Source organism: Cellulomonas timonensis, assembly GCF_900046455.1.
GTDB classification, from domain to species: domain Bacteria; phylum Actinomycetota; class Actinomycetes; order Actinomycetales; family Cellulomonadaceae; genus Cellulomonas_A; species Cellulomonas_A timonensis.
The window spans coordinates 240565-263717 of sequence record NZ_FCOT01000012.1 but is presented as its reverse complement, the minus strand read 5'-3'; the positions used below and the strand labels follow the sequence as shown (position 1 = coordinate 263717).

Sequence of the window (23153 nt, the reverse complement as noted above, 5' to 3'; positions counted from 1 at the left end):
GTGCCCCATGACACTGCAGGAGCTGTTCCGCACGATCTGGTTCAGCCGCTGGCTCGTCCTGGTCGCGGTCGCCGCGACCATCGTCGGCGCATGGTGGTACCTGGAACGCCAGGTCCCCGTGCACGTGGCCACTGCCACCGTGCAGCTCGTCGATGCGGAGACCCTCACTGCCGCCGGCGTGCGGCTCGACACGGACCCCAGCCTGACCACGAGCCCGGCGGTGACCGCCGTCGCCGCCCAGGCGCTGGGGCAGGGCGCGAGGGCCGACGACCTCGCCCGGCACGTCACGGGCGGATATCTGCGCGACATCGCCGACCGGGTGACTGTCGACGCGTCGAGCAGCTCGGCAACCGACAGCGTCGAGATCGCGAACGCCGTCGCGGGCGCCTACGTCGCGGCCCTGCAGGCCCAGTTCGACAGCGGCGTCGCCTCGATGCAGGAGCGGCTCGCCGTGCTGGGGGAGTCGATCGCCCAGCGGCAGGCGGCGGTCAACGCCACCCGCGCCGCCGAGGCCGCCGACGGGCTGATCGAGGCGCAGTACGCCGCGAGCATGGACCAGTACCAGACGCTCGCGGCGCAGGTGTCGCAGGCCCAGCTCATCGCGGCGCCGTCGTCGATCCGGCAGAACGCCGTCACCGCCCGGCTCACCAGCCTGCCGCCGTCGTTGATCTACCTGGTCGCGCTGCTCGGCGGCCTGCTGCTCGGCATCGGGCTCGCCATCGCCCGGCGCACGCTGGACACCAAGCTGCGCACCGTGGGCGGAGCCCGGCGCGCGTCGGGCTCCCCGGTGCTGGCGCGGCTCACTGGCACGCAGGCGGCGCACCGGGAGCATGCGCGCAGCGGCGACCTGCCCGTGGCGATCCGCACCGCCACGCCATACACCCAGTCGGTCCGCGAGCTGCGCACCGCCGTGCAGGCGGCGGTCGAGGGCAGCCCGGGCATGGTGATCGTGGTGACGGCCGCCGACCTGGACGCGCCCCGCAGCTTCATCGCCGCGAACTTGGCCGCGTCGTGGGCGTTGAGCGGGCGCAGCGTGGTGGCGCTCTCGGGCGACCTGCGCCAGCCGCGGCTGAACGCGCTGCTGCCCGCCGCGGAGGGCGACGCGGGCTGGCGCGACGGGATGGAGGTGGATCTGGGCGACCACTCGCCGGAGCCCACCCACATCCCGCATCTGCGCGTGCTGCCCGCACTGCGCACCGAGCTCGACCCCGCCGACTTCCTCGCGAGCGACATCGTGCGCGACCTGGTCGAGCAGCTGCGGGCGAGCGTCGACGTGGTCATCATCGACGCGCCGCCCATGCTCGTCGCCGCCGACGCCACGATCATCGGGGCCTACGCCGACGGGGTCGTGCTGGCGGCGACCATCGGGCGCACGGAGATCGCCGCCATCGAGGAGTCCGCGGACCGGCTGCGGGCGGCGAACGCCCGACTGTTGGGCGTCGTGCTCGAGGGCCCGGCCGGGTCGCGTCGGTCCGACTACACCGCCACCTACCGGTTCACAGGGGACACGGCGTTCGCCGATGCCGCGCGGGAGCGGGGCCGCGCGCGGGATGCGGTGCTGCTGGACACCCCATGAGCCGACCCACGCGGGTCGTGGTGCTGGACCACACCGCCCAGCTCGGCGGCGCGGAGCTGGCGCTCGTGCGGCTGTGCGCCGCGCTGGACCCCGCCCGCGTGCAGGTGATCGTGGTGCTGTTCGCGCAGGGTCCGCTCGTGGTGCGGCTCGAGAAGGCGGGCGTCAAGGTGCGCGTCCTGCCGCTGGCCCGGGCGTTGGGCGCCACCGACCGCCAAACGGCGGGGAGCTCGGTGTGGCGGGCTGGGGCGTCGGCCGCGCGGACGGCGCCATTCGTGTTGCGCCTCGCGTGGCTGCTGCGGGCGCTGCGGCCGGATGTGGTCCACGCGACCTCGCTCAAGGCCGACCTCCTGGCGCTGCCGGCCGCCCGCCTCGCCCGCATCCCGCTGGTGTGGCACGTGCACGACAGGATCAGCGACGACTACCTCCCCGCGCGGCTGGCCCAGGTGTTCCGCTGGGCCGCGCGGCACGGGCCCGAGCACGTGGTGGTGAACTCGCGGGCCACCGCGAGCACCTTGCTGCCGATGCCGCGCGGGTGGACGCTCGCGCATCCGGGGCTCACCTCCGAGCAGCTCGTCGCCGACCCCGACGAGCGACTCGACCCATCCCCGGCGGTGGTGGGCCTGGTGGGCCGGATCAGCCCCACCAAGGGGCAGCTCGAGTTCGTCCAGGCCTGCGCCGCGCTGGCCGAGCGCCACCCGAAGGCGCGCTTCCGGGTGGTGGGCGCCGCGCTGTTCGCCGAGCGGGCCTACGAGGCCCAGGTGCGTGAGCTCGTCGAGCGGCTCGCCCTGGGGGACCGGCTCGAGCTCACCGGGTGGGCCGAGGACCCGACGCGCGAGCTGGACGGGCTGAGCATCCTGGTGCACGCCTCGCCAGCGCCCGAGCCCTTCGGGCAGGTCATCGTGGAGGCGATGGCCCGCGGCGTCCCGGTGGTCGCGACGCGGGGCGGCGGGGTGGAGGAGATCGCCTACACCCCCGACGGCTCCTCATGGTGCGAGCTGGTGGAGCCGCACGATGTGGCGGGCCTGGCCCGGGCAGTGGACGAGGTGCTGAGCGATCCGGCCACCGCGCGGCTGCGAGCCAGGGCGGCGTGGGAGGACGTGCGGGTGCGCTTCGGCATCGACAGGACCGCCGACGGGATCACGCGCGTGTGGGAGCTCCTCGCGTCGCGGCCACGCGGCTGAGCACGAGCGCCATCTCCCGCACGCGCTGATCCCAAGTCGGCACCGGGACCAGGTCGCCCGGTGTCGGCGGCCCGCCGTCGGGCGCCGAGCGGAGCGCTTCGACCACCGCCGCGGTGAAGCCCGGGCGTTCGGCCACCCGCACCCGCGCGGACGGGGTCAGGTCGCGGAATCCGGCCACCGGCGTGCTCACCACAGGGCGCCCCACCGCCAGGTACTCGTACATCTTGAGCGGGTCGAGCGAGTCGGTGAAGTCGTCCACGACGTGCGGGACGACCAGCACATCGGCGTGCTGGAGGTAGCCGGGCACCTGGGCGGACGGCCGCGGTCCGAGCAGGCGCGCGCCCGCGCGCTCGAGGCGCATCACGTCGGCGCCCTCCAGCAGCACGGGGCCCACCAGCACCAGCGTCCCGCAGCCCGTGGCGGTGAGCCGCGCGGCGACCTCGACGCACAGGTCGACGTCCATCCGGTCGGGGTGCGCCGTGCCGACGTACACGGCGCACGGCCCCTCGGGCAGCGTCGGCGGCCGACCGGCGCGGGCGCGGTACCGCGTGACGTCGACCCCGTTCGGGACGAGCGTCACCGGCCGGCGGGCGCCCTTCGTCGCGGCAAGCGCGGGGGAGCACACCGTCACCTCCGCGCACCGCGCGAGCAGCACCTGCTCATGGGCCCGCAGCATCGCCGCCTGGCGCGGGCTCCGCGAGGCGAGCAGCCAGTCGTCCGTGACGTCGTAGAGCGCCGGCCAGCCGGTGACCTCCAGCAGCGTGGCAGCGGCGGGATCGTTGACCCACAGCAGCGGCGCGGCCATCCCCAGCCGGCGTGCGACGGCCCGGACACTACGGGCCCGCCGCGCGTCACCCTGCGGATCCACCCGGCGCGGGAGCCATTTCGTGGGGCGCAGCGCCCACAGGCGGCCGTGGGCCCCGCCCTCGTCGGGGCCGATCGCGCGCAGGCGCCGGCCCGCGCTGGCGGGCGCCCCGCGGCGCAGGTCGTGCAGCGGGTCGACGGGCGGCTCGAGCAGCAGCACCCGCAGGGCGGGGTCGGCGCGGAGCAGGCCCGCGAGCAGGTGCTGGTTGCGGCGCCACACCTCATCCCACGGCTCTAGGGATGCGACGACGAGGTCGTGGCCGCCCTGCGCGGCCGGATGCGCGGCGGCGGGGCCGGTCGGGGCGGGCTCAGCAGTGGCGGGCTCCCCGGTCATCGCGGCCTCCCCGGTCATGGCAGCACCGCCGCGCGGTAGACGCCCTCCAAGCGGGCGGCGGGCGCCGCGACGGTGAACCGGCGGCGCTGCAGGCGCCGCAGGTCCTCGCCGTAATCGGCGCGGCGGCCAGGATCCAGCGCCAGCGCGGCGAGGGCTGCCCCCGCGTCCTCGACCCGCGTGGCGTCGACGAGCGTGGCGAGCGGGCTCGCGCCGACCGTCTCGTCATGGCCGCCGCCCGTGGCGGCCACCACAGGTGTGCCGTGGGCCATCGCCTCCACGACGGACAGCCCGTACGGCTCGTCGGGCCGGGGCGCCAGGAGCACCCCCGCCCGCGCCATGAGGTCGTCGATGTCGGCGCGCGCGCCCAGGAAGTCGCAGGACTCGGCCACGCCCAGCTCGGCGGCCAGGCGCCGCAGCCCGCCCAGCAGCGCCCCGTCGCCGGCGACCTGCAACCGCCAGCCCTGGCCCGCGAGGCCGGAGGCGGCCCACATCCGCAGGGCGAGGTCGGTGCGTTTCTCGGCCTCCAGGCGTTGGGCCACGAGCACCACGGGCTCCCGTGACTGCTTGGCGGCGGGTTGTGGGCGCACCCCCGGGTGGATCACCGTGGACGGGCCCTCGATGCGCTGGGCCACAAACGCGCTGATCGCGACCTGGTCCGCGACCCGACGGGTCACCAGGCGGCCCACCAGCCGCGCGGGCGGGCTCGAGCCGCGGCGGCCCGCGAAGTGCCGGGTGACGACCATCGGGGCGCGGCCGCCCACCATCGCCGCCGACTCCGCGGCCGTCATATGCGCATGCACGAGGCGCAGGCCCCGCAGGGCCAGCAGCCCGCGCACCGCATGCCACGGGGTCGCGGCCGGCGACCAGCGGACCTCGGTGCCCGCCAGCTCGGCGCGCATCCGCTCGGGCGCCCCGCCCAGCACGTGCACCCGCATCCCGCGTGCGTCCTGCTCCTGCGCGAGGGTCGCGACGTAGCGCTCCACCCCCGCGAACGCGGCGGTGCAGACCACATGCGCGACGTCGACGGGGCTCACCACGTCGCCTCTCGCGCGCGTGGCGGGTCGAGGGAGTGGTCGGCGGCCCGGGCCGCATGCGCCTGGGCTCCGAGGCACACCCCTGCCACGGCGAACGGGATGGAGACCTGCGCGGCGACCCAGAACAGGTCGAACTGGCCCTGCGTGAAGCGCATCAGCACCATCGCGAACGCGAGCGTCCCGAACGCCGGGTCGACCCGCCACAGCGCCACCAGGCACACCACCACCAGCAGTACCCAGCCCACCAGTCCGACGGCGCCCGCCGAGGAGAGCACCTCGAACTCGGCGTTCGGCGGCTGGAAGCGCTCGGGGAACCGGTCGGTGTACCACCAGCGCAGCCCGGCGCCGAAGACCGGGTGCTGCTGCCAGATCGCCACCGACTGCTCGAACCAGGCGAGCCTCTGGTTGGCGGAGTTGTGCAGGTCGCCGGAGTCGATCTGGTCGCGCACCAGCGACACCACGCTGACGGTGACCGCCACGACCGCGACGAGCACCAGCCTCGACCGCCTCCGGGTCGGGTCCGGGCGCAGCGACACGACAGTGACCGCCACGGCCAGCCCGATCATCGCCTGCCGGGACTGCGAGGCGAGGATCGCCACCAGGAACAGCCCCAGCAGCGCCATGCACCAGGCGTCATGCCAGCGCAGCCAGCGCGGGCGCGCGTAGACGATCAGCGCCGCGAACGCGAGCACGCAGCCCAGGTAGTTCTTGTGCATCATCAGCGGCTCGCCGAGGAAGACGGGGCCGTAGTTGCCGTCCGCTGCCGCCATCAGCCAGGCGGAGCAGGTCACGACGGCCACGCAGGCCGCCGCCCCGACGTAGAGGCCGAGGGCCAGCGGCCCGTGCCCCGAGGCGCCGGCCGCCCACCCGACCAGGAGCGCGCCGGCGATCAGCAGCCACGAGTGGAACCACTCGGTGGTGTTCGCGGCGTAGGGGTTCGCGACCACTGTGAACAGGGTGAGCGCCTGGTACACCGCCGACGCCCACAGCATCGACCGCAGGGGGGCGCTCAGCGGCCGGGCGCCGAGGAGCAGCGCGGGCCACAGCGCGACGAACAGGACGAGGTCGGAGATGGACAGCCCGCCTGCCTCGTCGCCGACCCGGTTGATGAGGATGAGGGCGGGTATGGCGAGCACGGGCACGGCCGCGGGCTGGCGCAGGGTGAGCCCCACGAGGAGGGCCGCCGCCCCGACCAGCAGCGTGAGCCACGGGCGCTCGGCGACGAGGGCGCTGAGCATCACCCCCAGGGCGATCAGGCCCAGCGCCGTGCCCCGGCGGAGCCGCTGGCGCCGGAGCGCGTCGTGGTCGCGGGACTCCTGGTCGGCGCGCAGGATGTCGCCGTGCACCGAGCCGTCGCGCATGGGGTCGTCGGCGGGGGCCAGCCCGGGCCCGGTCATGAGCCGATGCCCGAGCGGTCGATGTGGCGCCCGTGACGGGTCCGGACCGGCGCCGCCGGCCTCGGTCCCGGATCCTCGTGGTGAGGCCTGCGCGGCTGGGGCGGTGTGTCGCCGAGCAGTGCGGCCTCGACCTGCAGCGGGCCGCGCAGGTACAGCACGCCGCGCCGCCGTGCGTCACGTCCGCGTGTGCCGCGCAGCAGGGCCCCGCGCGCGGCGACGCCGAGGAGCATGGCGAGCCGGGCGGACGCCCAGCCGAGCGGCCCGTGGTGTTTGCGCAGGTAGCGCTCCTGCGAGGCGTGGAAGTGCGTCTCGCGTCGCACCGGATCGGTGCTCGTCGCGCCGCCGACGTGGGTCGCCACGACCGTCGGGACGAGCACTGCCCGCCACCCCGCCTGCCGGGCGCGGTACTGCCAGTCGGTCTCCTCGCTGTACAGGAAGAAGTCGTCGTCGAAGGTCCCGACCTCGTCGAGGGCCTCGCCGTTGAGCAGCAGCACCGAGCCGATCATGAAGTCCTCCCGCCGGCTCAGGCGTCCCAGGCCCACCGCCTGTAGCCACGCGCGGACGGGTGACGGGAACGGCCAGGCGACCTGGGCCGGCTCCCCGGCGCCGTCATGCTGCGTGGGCGCCACCGCCGCGAGGCCTGGCTCGGCGTGCAGCGCGCGCTGCAGCTCGCGGATCCCCGCCGCGTCGACTGCCGCGTCGGGGTTGAGCAGCAGCAGGTCGGTGCTGCCGCCCGACTCCGCGCGGCGCCCCAGCGCGAGGTTCACCGCCCCCGCGAAGCCGAGGTTGCCGCCCGGGTCGAGGTACTCCGCGCCGGCGGCTGTCGCGATAGCCCGCACGCGCCGGTCGCTGGAGTTGTCCACCACCAGCAGCGGGGGGCGTGTGCCGTCCGCCGGGTCGCCCAGTGCGGCGAGGCACTGCTCGAGCAGCTCGGGCGCGCCGTACGCGATGACGACGACCTCGGGCGCGGGACGGTCCGTGCGGGCGGCCGCTCGCACGGGGTGCGCTCCGACCAGCCCATGCCGGGCGGAGGTGGCGCCACCGCCAGTCCGCACCGCCTCGGCGTACAGCTCGACGTACTGCGCGCCGACCCGCTCCCACGAGTACTGCCCCGCCCGGTCGAGCCCACGTGCGCGCAGCGAGGGCCCCAGGCCTGGCTCGTCGACCACGCGGGCGAGCGCCTGCGCCAACGCGGCGGGATCCCCGGGCGCGACCAGAAGCCCCGCGTCGCCGACCACATCGGGCAGCGCGCCAGTCCGGGCCGCGACGACCACGCAGCCGCTGGCCATCGCCTCGACCGCCACCCGGCAGAACTGCTCGAGCCATCCGGGGGTGGGCAGCGACGGCACAGCCAGCACGTCGACCTCGCGGTACAGCTCGGCGAGCGCGGGCGGCGTGAGATGGCCCAGGAACCGCACCCGCCCGGCGAGGTCCGGCTGCGCCGCACGGGTGCGCAGGGCCTGCTGGGACGGGCCAGCGCCGGCGATCTCGACGCGCATGCGGGGGTCGAGCGCGGCGGCGTCGAGCAGCACGTCGACGCCCTTATGCGGCGCGAGCCTGCCGACGTAGCCGACGCGCAGCACATCGGGCTGCGGCAGGTCGGAGGGCGTCGCCTGGCGCCGACGCCCGTCGGGCGGGCTGAACCGGGTGAGGTCCACGCCGAGCCCGATCACCCGCGCCGGCCCGGCCAGGCCGCGCGACCGGGCGATCCGGCCGGCTTGGGTGTTGCACGCCGACAGGGCCGCGGCCCGCCGCAGCGCACGACGCTCCAGCCAGGCGAAGGGCGGGGGGAACCGCTTGGCGATGTTCTGGGCGGAGTACAGCACGACGGGCGTGCGGCGGCGGCGCAACGTGAGCAGGGCGAGCACCTCGGCGGTGGCCAGCGAGTACGGCTCCTCGTGGATGTCGATCACGTCCCACGGGCTCTTCAGGGCGCGCCACAGCGCCACCGGGTCGTACACGAACAGGTTGGGGTGGCGGCCGAGGGTCCGAACGCCGCGCACGTCCTCGCCAGGGCGGGGCTCCAGGGGGACGACTCGGCCTCCCTCGTCCCAGCGGCGGGCCGAGATCAGGTGGACTCGCAGCCCGTGGGAGCGGATCGCGCGCTCGCGGTGGCGCCACTCATCGACGACTGCGCTGTGGGAGATCCGCAGGACCCTCATCGGGACATAATGCCCCAGATCGGGCATCGCGCGACGGCTCAGCCGGCGACGGCCCGGCCCACCGCTCCCGGGCGTCGGCGGCACGGCGGGCGCCATCACGCGATCCCGGCGAGCACGGCGTCGAACTCTCGGCGCGCCCAGGCCCAGTCGTGCGCCACTGCCCACGCGCGGGCCTCGGCGCCGAGCCGCTGGCGCCACGGCTCGTCGGCGGCCAGCGCGTCGATGGCCGCCGCCAGGTCCACGGGGTCGCCCGGACGGACCTGCAGGCCGGCGGGCCCCATCACCTCGGGGATGCCGCCGATGCGGCTGGCGATCACCGGCACGCCGCTGGCCATGCCCTCGAGCACCGTCAGCGCGAACGGCTCGGCCCAGCGCGAGGGGACCACCAGCACGTCCGAGTCACGGCACAGCTCGGCAACCTGCGCGCGGGGTGCGAACGGCTGCAGCCGCACCCGGTCCCCGAGCGCCGCGGCTCGGGCCCGCAGGTCCCGCTCATAGGCCGACGGCGCCGCTCCGGCGTCGAAATTCTGGCTGCCCACCAGGGTGACGGCCACGTCCTGGCGGCGCAGCAGCGTCACCGCGTCGAGCAGCACGTCGGCGCCCTTGTCGCGGATCATCCGCCCCACGAAGGTCACTCGCAGCCGCTCGCCGCGCGTGGGATCGGCGCGCGGTCGGAACTGCCGCGCGTCCACCCCGTTCGGCACGACCCGCACCCGGTCGACGAGCACCGCGGGCAGCCGGGCGCACGTCTGGTCGGCGAGCGACCGGCTCACGCAGACGATCGCGTGGACGCCGCCGAGCACGCGGTCCACCTCCCGGCGGGTGTACGTGCGCAGCAGCAGGTTGTGGGCGTAGAGCACCGCGCGATGCGGCTCGCGGACCAGCGGCACGAGCTGCGGGGCGTTGTGCGCCAGCACCACGGACGCGGGCCATGTCGACTGCTCGGCGAGTGTGGGGCGCAGCGTGCGGCGCAGCCCGGGGCGGGCGCCCGCGGCCCGGGAGAGCGCGAGATCGGCGTACCGGTCCCATGGGCGGGCCCCGACTGGCGCGTAGTCGAGCACGTCGGCGCTGGTGTACCGCTCGGGGTACGTGCCCCGTGCCACCACCGCGCGTGGCCGCGGGACGCCCGGGGGAGCGGCGCGGCACAGGCCGTCCACGACAGTCGGGATGGCCGAGCCGGTGCGCGGCGAGAAGTGGTCGCCCGGGGTCAGCACGTGCACGTCCACGCGGGGCGTCACCGGGCGGTGCTCCGCGCCTGGTCGCCGACGACGGGCCGTGCAGCAGCCCGCCGGGGGATGCCTAACGCGGTGCGCAGGTCCGAGGCCGGGCCACGCCAGCGGGGGAGCGTCCACGCCACCGGGACCGTCGCCAGGCACCGTGCCCGCTCGGCGGCGGGGAGCGGGGAGGAGGTGACGGCCGTGCACAGCTCCCAGGTCACCTTCGAGTGCGGGAACGCGAACCGCACCGCGGCGTCGGGCGCATGCCACGCGACCTGCCCCGCGCGCCGCGCCGAGAACTGCTCGCTGTGCCGCCGCTGCCAGAAGAGCTGCTCGGGGACCAGGGCGAACGGCCCCCGGCACGCCAGCTCGGTGAGGATCACCATGTCGTTGCCCACGGTGCGGCGGATCCCGCGCGTGGTGCGCAGCACGTCCGTGCGGTGCAGCCCGTAGAAGATGTGCGCCGCCTGCGCGCGCAGGAAGTGGGCCATGCGCTCATGCGGGCTCGGCTCGTCGCAGCCCAGGCCGGCGTCGTTGAGGTCCTCGGTGATCTGCCCCTGCGCGTCGATGATCTGGGTGCGCGGGTAGACCAGCACCGTCGCCGGGTCGGACTCCTCGAAGACCTCCACGCAGCGCCGCACGAACGACGGCCGGCGGATGTCGTCGGCGGCCGCCCACGTGAAGTACGGCGCCTGGGCCAGCCGCAGCACGTGGTTGAAGTTCCACGCCCCGCCGCGGTTGACGTCGTGGCGGTGGTAGCGGACCCGGGGGTCGGCGCGCGCGGCGTCCCGGCAGATCTCCTCGGTGCCGTCGGTGGAGCCGTTGTCGGAGATCACGATGTCGAGGTCGGCCACGTCCTGCTCGCGCACCGAGGCGAGCGCCTGGGCGAGGAACCGCTCCCCGTTGTAGACCGGCACGCCCACCGTCGCCCGGATGCCGCTCGTCGCTGCCATGTCGTCGTCCTGTCGCGAGGTCGAAGTTCAGGAGGGCGGCCCGTAGGCCGCGAGCGAGACGACCGCCGCGGGCCAGCTCGTCTCGGGGACCACCGGCGACCAGGCGGGGTGCAGCCCGGCGGTCTGCCCGGAGTAGTTGAGCTGCGGCACCCGGACGCCGCGCTCGGTGGTGGTGGGCACCTGGACGCGCACGGCCTGGGCCTCGACGGGCTCGAACCGCACGAGCGAGGTGCGCTCGAAGAACAGGTCGGCGCTCGATCCGACCTCGGTCCACTCGCCGTCCGGGCCCTGCACGCTCACGGTGTAGTCCCGCAGGGCCGACGTGCAGCACCGCAGCCCCGCGCTCTCCACAGCGACCCGGTCGATCGTGGCGGGGGCGGGCGGGTCGCCCTGCAGCCACGGGCTCAGGTCCAGGTCCCCGTCGCTGGTGCGGGCGCCCGCCCGCCATGGTGTGGCGTCGGCGCCGCCGGGGTGGAGCACGGCGGCGGGATCGGTGTCCTCGCCCGTGGAGCTGGCGCTGACCCGGCCGTCGGCGAGCAGGTTGGGGCCGGCGGGATCGGCGGCGGGGATGACGACCTCGGCGCCGCCGGGCGCCGAGACGATGACCGGGGATCCGCTCACCGGCAGCGAGAAAGGCTCGCCAGCGCTCGCGTCGACCTCGCGGGTGGCGCCGTACACGTCGGTGAGCGTGAGCGTCGTGTCCTGGTCGGCGGTGGCCTGCACCTCCATGACCAGGTCGTCCGTCCACACAGCGGTGAGCCGGTCGTCGCCGCCCGGGCGCGCGCCCACCCGCATGACGTGGGTGTACGGCACGGCGGCGTCCTCCACGGTGGGCGGCGGCCGGTCCTCGAGGAGCCCGGCGACCGTGGCCATCGCCAGGGCGCTCGGCTTCACGAAGCTCTCGACCTGCAGCAGGGACCACGAGAACCCGCCCTCGCCCCAGCCGCCCTCGCTGAAGAAGTACGTCCACTCCTCGACGCCCAGCGCGCGGGACCACAGCAGGGTGCGGGCCACGTCGTACCCCTGCGCCCAGTGGTTGCCCGGCCCGTCCGACCACCAGCCCGACTCGGTGTTCCACACCGGGGGCGACGAACCGCACGCCTCGAGCGCCTCGTTCAGCTCAGCGATCTGGCCGAGCGGGCCGTCGACGCCCTCCTCGTCCCAGGAGCGGTTGAAGCCCGTGTACGGGTGGATGCCGACGATGTCGAGTGAGTCGCAGCCGCCCGCGTCGATGACCTGCCGGTACCACGGGACCACCAGGTTGAGGGCGTTGCCGCCGATGACCTGGGCGCCCGGGTCCACTGCCTTGACCGCCTGCGCGAACGGGGCCAGCACGTCGCGCGCATAGTCGCCGCCGTCCCCGAACCCGGTGTTGTTGGGCTCGTTCCACGGCGCCCACAGGCTCACGTCGGGGGCGCCCGCGGCGAAGGCCTCCGCGATGGCCCCGACCCAGGCGCCCCAGGTGCCGTCGCTCACCGCCTGGTGCTCGGCGTCGCCGCCCTGGCCCACCTGGACGTACAGCGCCACGTCGCTCGCCACCGCCAGGGCGGCCGCCTCCCCGATCGCGGCGAACGGGTCGCCGGGGGCCGCGCCGGGCAGCGCGTCCAGGTCGAGCGCGGCCACCGACGGCGTCGCGTCGACGTCGGGCACTAGGTCGCCGAACACCAGTTGGACGCGGTGCGACCCGACGCCGAGCTGGTCGGCGAGCTGCACGCCGCGCACCGGCTGGGCCCCGCCCCAGTCCGATCCCTCCGCGAGCCCCGCCGGGTCGAATGTGGAGCCGGGCGCGCCCACCGCGTACCGCAGGCACGTCGCGGTGCGCACCTCGCCGGTAGCCCGCTCCACGAGCTCGGCGTGCACGTCATACGGCCCGGGCCGGGCGGGCGGCAGGTCGAGCGTGGCGCGGCCGCCGTCCCCGGGCAGATCGAGCGTGCCGGCGACGGGCTCCACCGGCGGCTCGGCCCACGGGTCCCCGGTGACCCGGTAGCGCAGCTCGTAGTCCGCCGAGACCGCACCCCACCAGGGGTCCAGCTCGAGATGGACGGCGGGCTCCTCGCCCGGGCCGAAGTAGCTGTAGGGGACATCGGTGACGAGCCCCGCGCCGAAGCCGAGCCGGTCCAGGCTCGAGGCGTGGTTGATGTCGTAGATCACCGGCGAGTCCAGCAGCGTGTCCATGGCCGGCACGTCCACCCGGGACAGGCTCACGTCGCCGTCCTCGCTGGACGACAGGAAGTAGAAGTGGTCGGCGGAGCGGACCAGCGGGCTCTGCTCGGCCAGGTTGAAGGGGGCCATGCCCTGCTCAGACAGCGCCACCCGCCGCCACACCCCGTCGTCGCCCACCTCGACCACGCGGTACCGGGGGCCGGCCACGAGCAGCCCGCCGTGGGGACCGACCGTCACACCCGTGGGACGCTCCAGTTCCGCGGGCCCGCCGTTCGCGGAGCCCTGCACCGGGCCGCCGAACTCCCGGAGCAGCTCCCCGGCGGCCGACCAGCGGCTGAGGCGCACCCCGTCGTCGTCATCGTCCGCGCGTGTCACGAGGGTGTCGTCCAGCTGCGGGAAGAACGCCTGGGCGGCGATCTCGGGGCCGTCCGGCTCCACCAGCCTCCCCTCGGCGGAGACCATGGCCAGCCGCGGCGAGTCCGCGAACACGACGGCCATCGCCGCGCCCTCGACGCCGGCGGACCAGTCCACGACGGCGGAGACGGCGCCGCGGTCCAGCGCCCCCAGGTCGAGGGTCCACCGCGTCGAGCCGTCGTCTCCGTGCCCGACGACGGCGCTCTGGTCCGAGCGGCTGGTCGCGGTGGCCACCACCCCGTCGCCGACAGGCGCGAAGGTCGATGGGGTGCGGCCGCCCTCTGGGGTGGGCGATGTGAACCGTCCGAGCTCCTTGCCGTCGGGGCCGTGGCGGGTCACGGTGAACCCGTCGTCATCGGCGACCAGGGCGAGGAGGTCGGAGCCGTCCACGGCCAGGCTGCTCGGCTGGGCGCCGTCCACGGTCATGTCGGCCACGACCGTCTCCACCACGTCGGTCGGGGGATCGCCGGCTAGCGCCGAGTACCTGCCCACATCGGCGACACCGCACAGCGGAGCCGCCTCCGCGCCCGGCGCCGCGACGGGCGCCGGCCTGTCCTCCGGCGGCGACCCGCGCAGCTGCCAGGCGCCGACGCCGAGCAGCGCGAGCAGCAGCACGAGGGCGCCTGACGTGACGCGGCGGCGTCGCCGGGCCTGGGACTGGGTCGGCTGGGCCTGCTGGGGTGGCGCCATCTCAGATCACGTCCGCGAATCCGCGTTCCATCTTCGAGAAGACGAGCATGCCGCCCACGAAGACGCCGACGCTCGTCACCACCACCGCCACGAGCTGCCAGGGCGCGGGCTGCTCCAGGCCGAGGAGCGACCATCGGAAGCCCTCGAGCAGCCAGGTCAGGGGGTTGAGGTCGAAGAGCCATCGGATGTCCTCGCCGACCGCGGACAGCGAGTACGCCAGCGGGCTCGCGTACAGCAGGGTCTGCAGGGCGAACGGGACGATGTACTGGATGTCGCGGTAGCTGACCATCAGCGCCGACGCGGCCAGGCCGATGCCGGAGGCGAGCAGCGCCACCAGCACCATCCACACCGGCAGCAGCAGCACCGGCCACCCCGGCCAGATGCCCGTCACGGCGAGCATCCCGGCCATCAGCACCCCGGCGACGAGCACGTCCACCGCCACCGACAGCACCGACGACAGCGGCACGAGCACCCGCGGGAAGAACACCTTGGACACCAACGCCTGGTTGTTCACCAGCGACGGCGCCGCGCGGGTGACGATCCCGCTGAACAGCGTCCAGCACAGCATCCCCGCGAAGCTGAACACGAAGTACGGCACCCCGTCGCTCGGCAGCTCGGCGATGCGGCCGAACACGATCGAGAAGATGCCGGCGCTGAGCAGCGGCTGCAGCACCACCCAGGCGACGCCCAACACCGTCTGCCGGTATCGGAGCTTGAGGTCGCGCACCCCGAACCGCCAGAGCACCTCGCGGGCCTCCCACAGCTCGCGCCGGCTGGGCAGCGGCAGGCGTCCGGGCGGGTTGATCACGATCGTGCGGGGCATGCCTCAACGCCTCTCGTAGCCGAAGTCGGCGAGGACGAGGCCGTTCTCGAGCCCCTCGTCGGACACCGCGTGCTCATAGGGCAGCACCGGGTGGATCTCGAACCGGCCGGCGCCCTCGAACGCGTCGAGGACCCCTGCGGCGCACACGTAGAGGTCCACCGAGTATTCCCCGGGCTTGAGCCACGGCGACCTGATGGTGAGCGCGATCTTCTGGTCGAGCCCCGCGTCGAGCCAGAGGCCGCTCACCCGCGAATCGCACTGCAGGAGGGTGGTGCCGTTGCGGTCGTTGATGTGGCACGAGACGAAGTACTTGCCGATGAACGACGGGTTGGCGCCCACCACCAGCTCGATGGTCTTGTCCTCGGTGGTGCGGTACAGCGGGCTCGACACGGTGGCCGATGTGATCCGCAGCTCGCCGGTGCCGGCGCGGCGCTCGATGTCCGTGGCGGCCAGCACCACGCGGTCCCGGCTGGTGCGGTACAGCTCGATCGCCTCGTCGACGTCGCCCTGCATCACCAGCCGGCCGTTCTCCAGGTACAGCGCTGTGGAGCACAGCGCGGTGACGGTCTGCACCTGGTGGCTGACGTACAGCACCGTGCGCCCGTCCTGCGCGGACCTGCGCATCCGGTCGATGCACTTGGCCTGGAACTCGGCGTCGCCCACGGCCAGCACCTCGTCGATGGCGAGGATCTCGGTGTCCAGGTGCGCGGCGACCGCGAAGGCCAGGCGCACGTACATGCCCGACGAGTACCGCTTCACCGGGGTGTCGAGGAACTTCTCCACCCCGGAGAAGTCGACGATCTCGTCGAAGCGCCGCTGGATCTCCCCGCGCCGCATGCCCAGCAGCGTGCCGTTGAGGTAGACGTTCTCCCGACCGGTGAGCTCGGGGTGGAACCCGGTGCCCACCTCCAGCAGGCTGCCGACGCGCCCGCGCAGGCGGATCTGGCCCTCCGAGGGCGCCGCGACCCGCGTGAGCAGCTTGAGCAGCGTGCTCTTGCCGGCGCCGTTGCGGCCCAGGATGCCCACGGCCGAGCCCTGCGCGATGTCGAAGTCCAGGCCGTCCAACGCGGTGAAGCGCTCCAGCGCGGGGCGTTGGAAGGGGTGCCTCAACCGGCGCAGCAACGCCTCGCCCGCGGTGGAGGGGCGGTTGTCGTCATGGGAGATCCGGTAGTGCTTGGACAGCCCGCGGACCTGGATGGCCGCCGGCTCTTATACACATCTGACGCTGCCGACGATCCTACGCGGCGGGAGCTCGGTGGGAGGCACGGTGCGTTGCCTCGACAGAGTCGCTGACAATACGAATACGGTCAGGGTCGGGCGCGAGGGCGACGCGGGGAGGAGCGTGCGCAGCGTCAGAGGGGTATAAGAGACAGGGGGGTGCGGGGGGTGGAGGCGCGGCGCGGCGCGCGCAGCGGAGCACGACGCCGGGCGCGGGGCCGTAGCGCCGCAGGGCGTCGGCTGCCAGTCCCGCGGCGGCGAACAGCGCCTCCCACGTGCCGCCGCGCACGTCGCCCGAGCGGATGCGCCGCGCGGCCGGCCGGGCGAGCTGGTCGCGGATGAAGCGCAGCCGGGCCGCCGGGCGCCGGGTGACCCGCAGCCGGGTGAACCGCATGGCGTTGCGCGCGTAGTAGTAGGACGAGAGCAGCCGGCCGGGCCCGGTGAACGAGGCCGAGACGGCGTGCAGCAGCACCGCGTCGCGGGCCACGACCAGTCGGACGCCGAGCGCGCGGGCCCGAGCGCTCCAGTCCGCGTCCTCGAAGAGCAGGAAGTACTGGGGGTCGAAGAGCCCCACGGCCCGCCAGGTGTCCGCGGGCGCGAGCACGCAGCATCCGGCGAGGGTCTGGGACTCGCGCAGCACCCGGGTCGGGTCGGCGACGTCGTCCCGGGCCAGCTCGGCGGGGGTGAGGTGGCGGGGCCAGCCGCGATCGGCCTCGACCACCCCGCCGCCGAACCACACGGCCTCCGGCTCGTCCAGGTAGCGGACCTCGGGGCTCACGGCAGTGCCCGGCGCCGCATGGCGGACGAGCGCCGCGAACATCCCCGGCGTGACCTGGGTGTCGTTGTTGAGCACGCACACGAGCCCGGCGCCCTCCGCGAGGCAGGCCCGGATGCCGTGGTTCATCCCCCCGGTGAAGCCGAGGTTGGCCCCGGTCTGCCTGAACCGCACGTGGGGATCGAGCGCGCGGAGCGCCTCCTCCAGGCCGTCGCCGGAGCCGTTGTCGACCACGAGCACCTGGTGGGGCGCCAAGCCGTCTGCCAGCGCCGACGTGACGCAGCGCAGCGTGTCGTCGCGCCCGTGCCAGCTCAGCACCACCACGTGCAGCGTGTCGAGCGCCGCCTCGGCCGTGGGGGAGGCGGGCGGCGCCGCGGACGCGTCGGGGCCCGGCAGCAGCCCGGTCATCGGTCCGCCTCCAGGAGCAGGGCGCCCGTGCCCGGTGGCGCGGCGGCCAGCCGCGGCCACAACGCCGGCTCGAACGGGTGCATGCGCCGCTGGCCGCGCCACAGCCAGGCCGCGGGCCACCAGCGCGTCCAGTAGTAGGCGGTGGAGCGCCAGCCCGCATGGTGCCCCCACGAGGCGATCTTGCGGCGCACGGACAGCGGGGCGCGGGCCCAGGAGTTGTGCACGATGGCCTCGTCCGCGTCGAGCAACTCGACGCGGACCTCTCCCGGCTCCGGAGCCCGGGCCACCTGCACAGACGTCACGTCGCCGCGCACCACCGGGCGCAGGAACTCGCCCCCCGTCCGGCGGCAGTGCGTCAGCCGGGCTCCGGGCCGCACCGCCACCGGCGCGGGGTACTCGTGGAACACGGCGCCGTTCGCGCCCACCACCTGCAGGTACCCCCCGTCGCGGAGCCGGCGGTACAGCACCCGCATCGGCCACTCGACCGCGTCGAGGCCCCGCTCGTCGGCCACGCGCAGCACGCGCTCCAGCGCCTCGACGCTGGGCAGCACCTCGTCGGTGTCGAGCTGCAGCACCCAGTCCACGTCTGTGCCGACGGCGGCGAGCGCGTCATTGCGCTGGGCGGTGTCGCCCGCGAGCGGGTCGTCGGGCCGCACCCAGGACCCGGTGACGACCCGCACGATGCCGCGGGTGTCGATCTCCCGGACCAGGTCGAGCACCGTCTGGGCGGCCACCGGCGCGCCCGTCCAGCCCCGGCCGTCCACCGGGACGGACACCACCAGCACGTCGAGTCGCGCGTAGTAGCGCAGCAGGCTCGACCGCACCCAGGTCGGGTCGGCGGCCAGCAGGTACGCGCCGAGGCGCAGGTGATCGGTCATGCCGTCCGGCTCCGTGGCAGCGCGCGCGCCGGCCGTGCCCCGCGAGCCGGGCGCCGCTCGGCGAAGAGCGCCTCGTACTGGTCGGCCACCGCGGAGAGGGTGAACTGCGCGGAGCGCGCCAACCCGGCCGCGGTGAGCGCCGCCCGGGCGGGGGCGTCGTCGAGCAGGTCCGCGAGCCGCGGCCCGATCCGGTCCAGGCCGATCAGCACCCCGGCGCGCCCACGATCGGTGACGTACCGGGCGCCGGGGTTGGGCGTCGCCACCACGGGCAGACCCGAGGCCATCGCCTCCGCGTAGGGGATGCCGAAGCCCTCATATGACGACGGCAGGCAGAAGAGCCAGGACGACCGGTAGGCGGCTGCCAGTTCCTCGTCCGTCAGCGCGCCCAGCACGCGGATGCCGGGGCCCGGCTGGTCGGGGGCGTCCCGGGTGACCATCCACAGCTCGGCGTCCGGGCGCCGGGGGAGCACATGCTGGGTGAACGCCGCGGCGAGCTCCGCGCCGCGCTTGCGACCATGCCAGGCGCCGACGAACAGGATCACCGGGTGGCCAGCGCGCGCCAGCGGCTCCGGGTGGAACCGCGCGTCGACCCCGTTGGGGATGGTGGCGTGCGAGCGCGGCACCCACCGGCGGGTCTGCGGGGAGACCACCACGGTGCGGTCGGCCACGACAGCGGCCAGCACCTCGCTGAGCCCGAGCAGCACCATGCGCAGACGCTCCTTGGCGCCGCGGATCCGCCGGGCCTCCTCGAAGCAGGAGCCGTGCACGGTCCGCACATGCAGCGCGGTGCGCCGGCGCCACAGCCAGTAGTCGTCACCGTGCGCGTGCAGCACGTCATAGGAGGACAGGTCCAGGCGCCGGACCGCCAGCGCGAACCGGAACGTGCGCAGCGGGCCGCGCAGCCGCACCCGGCGATGGGAGTACGGCGCGCCGTCGACCGGCGGGCACTCGCTGATCATGTCGACGTGGTGCCCGCGGCGGCTCAGCTCGCAGGCCAGCTGATGCGCCTGGTAGCCGACGCCGATCTTGCTGCCCGAGGGCAGGTAGTAACTGACCATCGCGATGCGCAGCGGCTCACCCATCGGCCACCCCGCCGCTGGTCAACGCGCCCTCGGCCAATGCGCCCCCGGCCACCGCGTCCCCGATCAGCCCGTCCCGCAGCGCCTCGAGCCAGCCGCGCCCATGCCGCAGGTCGGGCTCCAGGTGGTTGCCCTCGGCCCACTCGTTCCACGACTTCACCCACAGGAACCGCTCCTGCTGCGGGCGGTCGGCGATCGAGGCGACGGCCTCGCGCACGTGCTGCCCGAAGACCTCGGGCGAGGAGCCGGTGATCGCCAGCCCGCGGCGGCCCGAGCGTGGGGTGTTGTCCCAGTTGGGGAACACGCTCGGCTGGAGCCGGGCGGACGTCGGCGGCAGCGCCGCGGGGCGGGGGGCATGCGGGTAGATCTCGGGCCAGCGCAGCAGCTTGCGCGCGGCGCGCATCCGCAGCGTGGCCAGTCGCGTGACGTTCACCGGCATGCGGATGTACGCGCCCGCGTCGAAGCCCGCCGCGTCCACCCCGGAGAACCGCGGCCCGGCGCCGAGCAGGTCGGCGACCTCGGCCACCAGGTAGAGCCCCGGCAGCCCGGCGGCACGGGCCATCGCCTGCCACCGGTCGACGAACGCGGCCGCGTCGGGCAGGTCCTCGGGCCGGAAAACGTAGAAGACCGGGCGGTCGTCGACGCGCAGGTAGCGCTCGTCGCGGAACGCCGGCAGCACCGCCTCGAAGTGCGCGCGCTCGTCCTCCGGCCCCGGGTACAGCTGCTCCTTGAGCACACGGTCGGCGGCGCCGTGCCAGATGCCGCTCCACGTCTGGTTGGCCCAGGCAAGGCAGAAGGAGATCTCCGGCTCACCGGTCTTGAGCACCTCCGCGAACGGGCGCTCCAGCATGCGCGACCCGTTGCCGAACCAGTAGTGCCAGTACACGAACGCCTCGACGCCGTGCTCGCGGGCCAGCGCGCTCTGCGCCGCCCGCGCCTCCGGCAGGCGCAGGTCGTAGAAACCCAGGTCGGCGGGCAGGGTGGGCTGCCGGTGCCCCGGGAACAGCGGGCGGGCGCGCGCGGTGTTGGTCCACTCGGTGAAGCCCGGCCCCCACCACTCGTCGTTCTCCGGGACGGGGTGGTACTGCGGCAGGTAGAAGGCGACAGCACGGGCCAGCAGCGTGCTCATCGGGCCCCCTTCGACATCATGGCCTGCTCGGCCCGCAGCAGGTCGACGAGCCGCCCGGACGGCAGGACGACGTCGTCGTACGTGAGCGTCGCGTCTTGTTTCACGTCGTCGCGCAGCACGCATCCCTCGGCGACGCCCACCGGCAGCAGGCGCTCGCGCCGAGTCGTCGCCGCGGTCTCGGCCTGGCCGTAGTAGTCGTATCCGCCCAGCCCGTCGAGCACGGCGCCTGCGGGCAGGTCCCGCTTGGCGGTGGCGACGACCTCGACCACCGGGGCGCCGAGGGGGCGGATGGCCGCGTCGCCCAGAAGCGCCGCCCGCGCGATCGTGGTCGGCACCTCGAAATGGCACAGGTGGTACGGCGCGTAGAAGCTGTACAGCGGGCCGGTCCCGAGCTTGTAGAGCTCCAGGTAGTGCCGCTGCCGGGGATCGTCGTGGGTCGCCAGCACGTACACGCCGGGTCCGGGCCGCGCGCCCACGACGTAGTCGACGGCCCCGCCCATCGCGCGCAGCTCGTCCACGTCGTACCGCGTGGTCAACTCGTCGACGTGCCCGGCGTGGTCCCGGCCGAGCATGCCGCGCCGGTGCACCGTCATCCCCGTGGCGTTGGCCACGAGCGCCTGCTCGACGCTGATCTTGGTGCCGTCCGCGAAGCTCGTGACCATGTGGGCGTCCTGCCCCCAGCGCTCGGCGAACGCGCGCTGCGTGGTGGGGGTCCGGTACGGGTCCTGCAGGCCCTTGACGTTGCCCGCGACCAGCGGGGTCAGCCCGATGCCCCGCACGAACCGGTGCAGGTTGAGCTGCACTCCCGGCTGGTCGCCGTCGCAGCCCGTATAGACGACGCCCGCGGCCTCGGCGCGGCGCGCCAGCTCCGGGCCCACTGTGGCGTCCACCTCGGCGTTCATCAGCACCAGGTGCTTGCCCTGCGCGATGCACTCCACCGCCACCCGGGCGCCGTACTCGACGGCGCCCGTCACGTCCACCACCACGTCGACGCAGTGCGCGCGGGTCGCGGTGGTGGGGTCGGCGGTGACGGCCGCGATCCCTGCGGCGGCAGCCCGGTCCAGCGCGGCCGGGCTGTCGACCTCCCGCACCTCGTCCAGCCCGGCCTCGACGAACGCGCGGACACCCTGCTCGGGCTTGCGCGCGACGATCACCGACACCTGCATGCCGGGCACCGAGTTGACGATCTGGTTGACCAGTCCGCGGCCCATGAAGCCCGCCCCCACGATCGCGACACGCACGGGCCGGCCGTCGACCTGGCGCTGGCGCAGCAGCGTGTCGACGACGATCATCGCGGCACCTGCTCGCCGGCCAGGGGCCACGCCGCGTCCTTGGCCGACACCACCGTCACCGGCAGCGGCCACACGATCGTGAACGCCTCGTCGTCGTAGCGGAAGCCCTGCTCGGCGCCGGGCACGTACGGGCCGCTGACCTGGTAGACGACCTCCGTGTCATCGACCAGCGTCTGGTATCCGTGGGCGACATAGGGCGGCACGAACAGCGCGGTGCGGTTCGCCGCGCTGAGCTCGACCATCACGTGCAGCCCGTGGGTGGGCGATCCGGGGCGGACGTCCAGGGCCACGTCGACGATCGCCCCCGCCGTGCAGCGCACCAGCTTGCCCTCGGCGTGCGGGGGGATCTGCCGGTGCATGCCGCGCACGGTGCCCGCCCGGTGGTTGAAGGACACGTTCGCCTGTGCGACGTGCGCGTCGAGCCCGTTGCGCGTGAATTCCGTGGCGTCGAACGCGCGCGCGAAGAATCCCCGGTCGTCAGTGAGCGGCTCCAGGTCGACGAGCAGCACCCCGTCCACCGCTGTCGTCGTGTACCTCACAGTGCCCCCGTCCAGAACAGCCGCTCGTCGACCTGGCCGGTCTTGAGCAGGTGCTCGATCTGCTTGAGGCGGGTGTGCCCGCGCCCGGTGAACGTCTCGTCGTCGAGGGCGACCGCCTCGAAGACCCGGTGGAGCTGGGCGGCGCCGGCCGCGACATCCCAGTCCGCGTCGTAGCCCGGCAGCACGTCGCGGATCTTCTCGAATGACACCCGGTAGCTGCGGTTGTCGGCGCTCGGCGGCCCGAAGGCGAGCTCGCAGCCGGCGAACTCGGCGGCGACGGCCTCGGCGACCTGGCGCACCGTGCAGGTGTTGCGCTCGCTGCCGACGTTGAGCACCTGGCCGTGCACCGCCTCCCGGGGCGCGTCGAGCACCGCCCGCACGGCCTTGGCGATGTCGAGCCCGTGCACCAGCGGCCGCCACGGCGTCCCGTCGCTGGTCATCGCGATCCGGTGGGTGGTCCAGGCGAGGGCCGCGAGGTTGTTCAACACGATGTCGAAGCGCATCCGGGGCGAGGCGCCGAACGCCGTCGCATTGCGCAGGAAGGTGGGGCTGAAGGAGTCGTCGGCCAGCGCGCCGACATCCCGCTCGACGAGCGCCTTGCACCGGGCGTAGGCGGTCTGCGGGTCGATGGGGCTGTCCTCGTCGACGATGCCGGCCGCCACCCCGTACACGCTGCACGACGACATGTGCACGAACCGCTCCACACCCGCGGCTTTGGCCATGCGGGCCAGGCGCACCGTGCCGTGGTGGTTGATGTCGGCGGTCACGTCCCCGATCAGGTCGCCGATCGGGTCGTTCGACAGCTCGGCCAGGTGCACTACCGCGTCTTGGCCGGCCAGGTCCTCGACGGTGACGTGGCGGACGTCCTTGACCAGCGTGCGCGGCTGCTCGCCGGCCGTGTGGCACAACCATCCCGACCGGTAGTAGCCCGTGTCCAGGCCGGTGACCTCGTCGCCCCGCGCTGTCAGCGTTGGGGCGAGCAGGCTGCCCAGATAGCCCTCGGTTCCCGTGACCAGCACGCGCACGC

The 23153-nt window shown here is 74.5% G+C and carries 18 protein-coding genes; 2 read left to right on the top strand and 16 right to left on the bottom strand.

Annotated elements, in window-relative coordinates; all coding sequences use genetic code 11:
- The first annotated feature begins 7 nt into the window (after positions 1–7).
- Together BN3788_RS09595 and BN3788_RS09590 are read left to right on the top strand one after the other, a co-directional pair.
- Positions 8–1576 carry a tyrosine-protein kinase domain-containing protein gene (locus tag BN3788_RS09595; protein ID WP_066585044.1) on the top strand — a complete coding sequence of 523 codons (1569 nt, stop codon included), beginning with the start codon at positions 8–10 and terminating at the stop codon, positions 1574–1576.
- The gene (locus BN3788_RS09590; protein ID WP_082812770.1) at positions 1573–2757 is read left to right on the top strand and encodes a glycosyltransferase family 4 protein; all 1185 of its coding nucleotides are present in this window, start codon (positions 1573–1575) and stop codon (positions 2755–2757) included. Before BN3788_RS09595 ends, BN3788_RS09590 begins: the two co-directional genes overlap by 4 nt.
- Here BN3788_RS09590 and BN3788_RS09585 read toward each other — a convergent pair.
- The 16 genes from BN3788_RS09585 to BN3788_RS09510 all read right to left on the bottom strand — a co-directional run bounded on the left by BN3788_RS09585 (position 2714) and on the right by BN3788_RS09510 (position 23151).
- Entirely contained in the window at positions 2714–3973 is a 1260-nt protein-coding gene (locus BN3788_RS09585) for a glycosyltransferase (protein ID WP_234346585.1), read from the bottom strand. The two genes, BN3788_RS09590 and BN3788_RS09585, sit on opposite strands and share 44 nt — an antisense overlap.
- Positions 3970–4989 carry a glycosyltransferase family 4 protein gene (locus BN3788_RS19290; protein WP_159066882.1) on the bottom strand — a complete coding sequence of 340 codons (1020 nt, stop codon included), beginning with the start codon at positions 4987–4989 and terminating at the stop codon, positions 3970–3972. The genes BN3788_RS09585 and BN3788_RS19290 overlap by 4 nt, the downstream gene beginning before the upstream one ends.
- Positions 4986–6386: an O-antigen ligase family protein gene (locus tag BN3788_RS09575; RefSeq protein ID WP_066585037.1), complete on the bottom strand. Its 1401-nt coding sequence runs from the start codon at positions 6384–6386 to the stop codon at positions 4986–4988. The genes BN3788_RS19290 and BN3788_RS09575 overlap by 4 nt, the downstream gene beginning before the upstream one ends.
- A complete protein-coding gene (locus BN3788_RS09570; protein ID WP_234346583.1) occupies positions 6383–8548 on the bottom strand; it encodes a glycosyltransferase in 2166 nt (721 codons plus the stop codon). Before BN3788_RS09570 ends, BN3788_RS09575 begins: the two co-directional genes overlap by 4 nt.
- A gap of 95 nt (positions 8549–8643) precedes the next feature.
- On the bottom strand, positions 8644–9786 hold the full coding sequence (locus BN3788_RS09565) for a glycosyltransferase family 4 protein (protein ID WP_066585036.1): 1143 nt from the start codon (positions 9784–9786) through the stop codon (positions 8644–8646).
- Positions 9783–10718 (bottom strand): glycosyltransferase, encoded by a 936-nt coding sequence (locus BN3788_RS09560; RefSeq protein WP_066585034.1) that lies wholly within the window; start codon positions 10716–10718, stop codon positions 9783–9785. The genes BN3788_RS09565 and BN3788_RS09560 overlap by 4 nt, the downstream gene beginning before the upstream one ends.
- A 27-nt stretch (positions 10719–10745) precedes the next feature.
- The gene (locus BN3788_RS09555) at positions 10746–13985 is read right to left on the bottom strand and encodes a galactose-binding domain-containing protein (RefSeq protein WP_066585026.1); all 3240 of its coding nucleotides are present in this window, start codon (positions 13983–13985) and stop codon (positions 10746–10748) included.
- Between the two features lies 1 nt (position 13986).
- Positions 13987–14808, bottom strand: coding sequence for an ABC transporter permease (locus BN3788_RS09550; protein ID WP_066585024.1), 822 nt, complete (start codon positions 14806–14808; stop codon positions 13987–13989).
- Positions 14809–14811: 3 nt separating this feature from the next.
- The gene (locus BN3788_RS19285; RefSeq protein WP_199824762.1) at positions 14812–15918 is read right to left on the bottom strand and encodes an ABC transporter ATP-binding protein; all 1107 of its coding nucleotides are present in this window, start codon (positions 15916–15918) and stop codon (positions 14812–14814) included.
- Between the two features lie 127 nt (positions 15919–16045).
- Positions 16046–17209: a glycosyltransferase family 2 protein gene (locus tag BN3788_RS09540; protein WP_066585019.1), complete on the bottom strand. Its 1164-nt coding sequence runs from the start codon at positions 17207–17209 to the stop codon at positions 16046–16048.
- Positions 17206–18087, bottom strand: a complete 882-nt coding sequence (locus BN3788_RS09535) for a glycosyltransferase family protein (RefSeq protein WP_066585017.1) — start codon at positions 18085–18087, stop codon at positions 17206–17208. The genes BN3788_RS09540 and BN3788_RS09535 overlap by 4 nt, the downstream gene beginning before the upstream one ends.
- Positions 18084–19169 (bottom strand): glycosyltransferase family 4 protein, encoded by a 1086-nt coding sequence (locus tag BN3788_RS09530; protein WP_066585015.1) that lies wholly within the window; start codon positions 19167–19169, stop codon positions 18084–18086. The genes BN3788_RS09535 and BN3788_RS09530 overlap by 4 nt, the downstream gene beginning before the upstream one ends.
- Complete coding sequence (locus BN3788_RS09525; protein WP_066585014.1) at positions 19162–20295, bottom strand: glycosyltransferase WbsX family protein; 1134 nt, start codon at positions 20293–20295, stop codon at positions 19162–19164. The genes BN3788_RS09530 and BN3788_RS09525 overlap by 8 nt, the downstream gene beginning before the upstream one ends.
- Positions 20292–21587 carry an NAD(P)H-dependent oxidoreductase gene (locus BN3788_RS09520; RefSeq protein WP_108723824.1) on the bottom strand — a complete coding sequence of 432 codons (1296 nt, stop codon included), beginning with the start codon at positions 21585–21587 and terminating at the stop codon, positions 20292–20294. The genes BN3788_RS09525 and BN3788_RS09520 overlap by 4 nt, the downstream gene beginning before the upstream one ends.
- On the bottom strand, positions 21584–22126 hold the full coding sequence (locus BN3788_RS09515; protein WP_066585012.1) for a dTDP-4-dehydrorhamnose 3,5-epimerase family protein: 543 nt from the start codon (positions 22124–22126) through the stop codon (positions 21584–21586). The genes BN3788_RS09520 and BN3788_RS09515 overlap by 4 nt, the downstream gene beginning before the upstream one ends.
- The gene (locus BN3788_RS09510) at positions 22123–23151 is read right to left on the bottom strand and encodes an NAD-dependent epimerase/dehydratase family protein (protein ID WP_066585008.1); all 1029 of its coding nucleotides are present in this window, start codon (positions 23149–23151) and stop codon (positions 22123–22125) included. The genes BN3788_RS09515 and BN3788_RS09510 overlap by 4 nt, the downstream gene beginning before the upstream one ends.
- Positions 23152–23153: the final 2 nt, after the last annotated feature.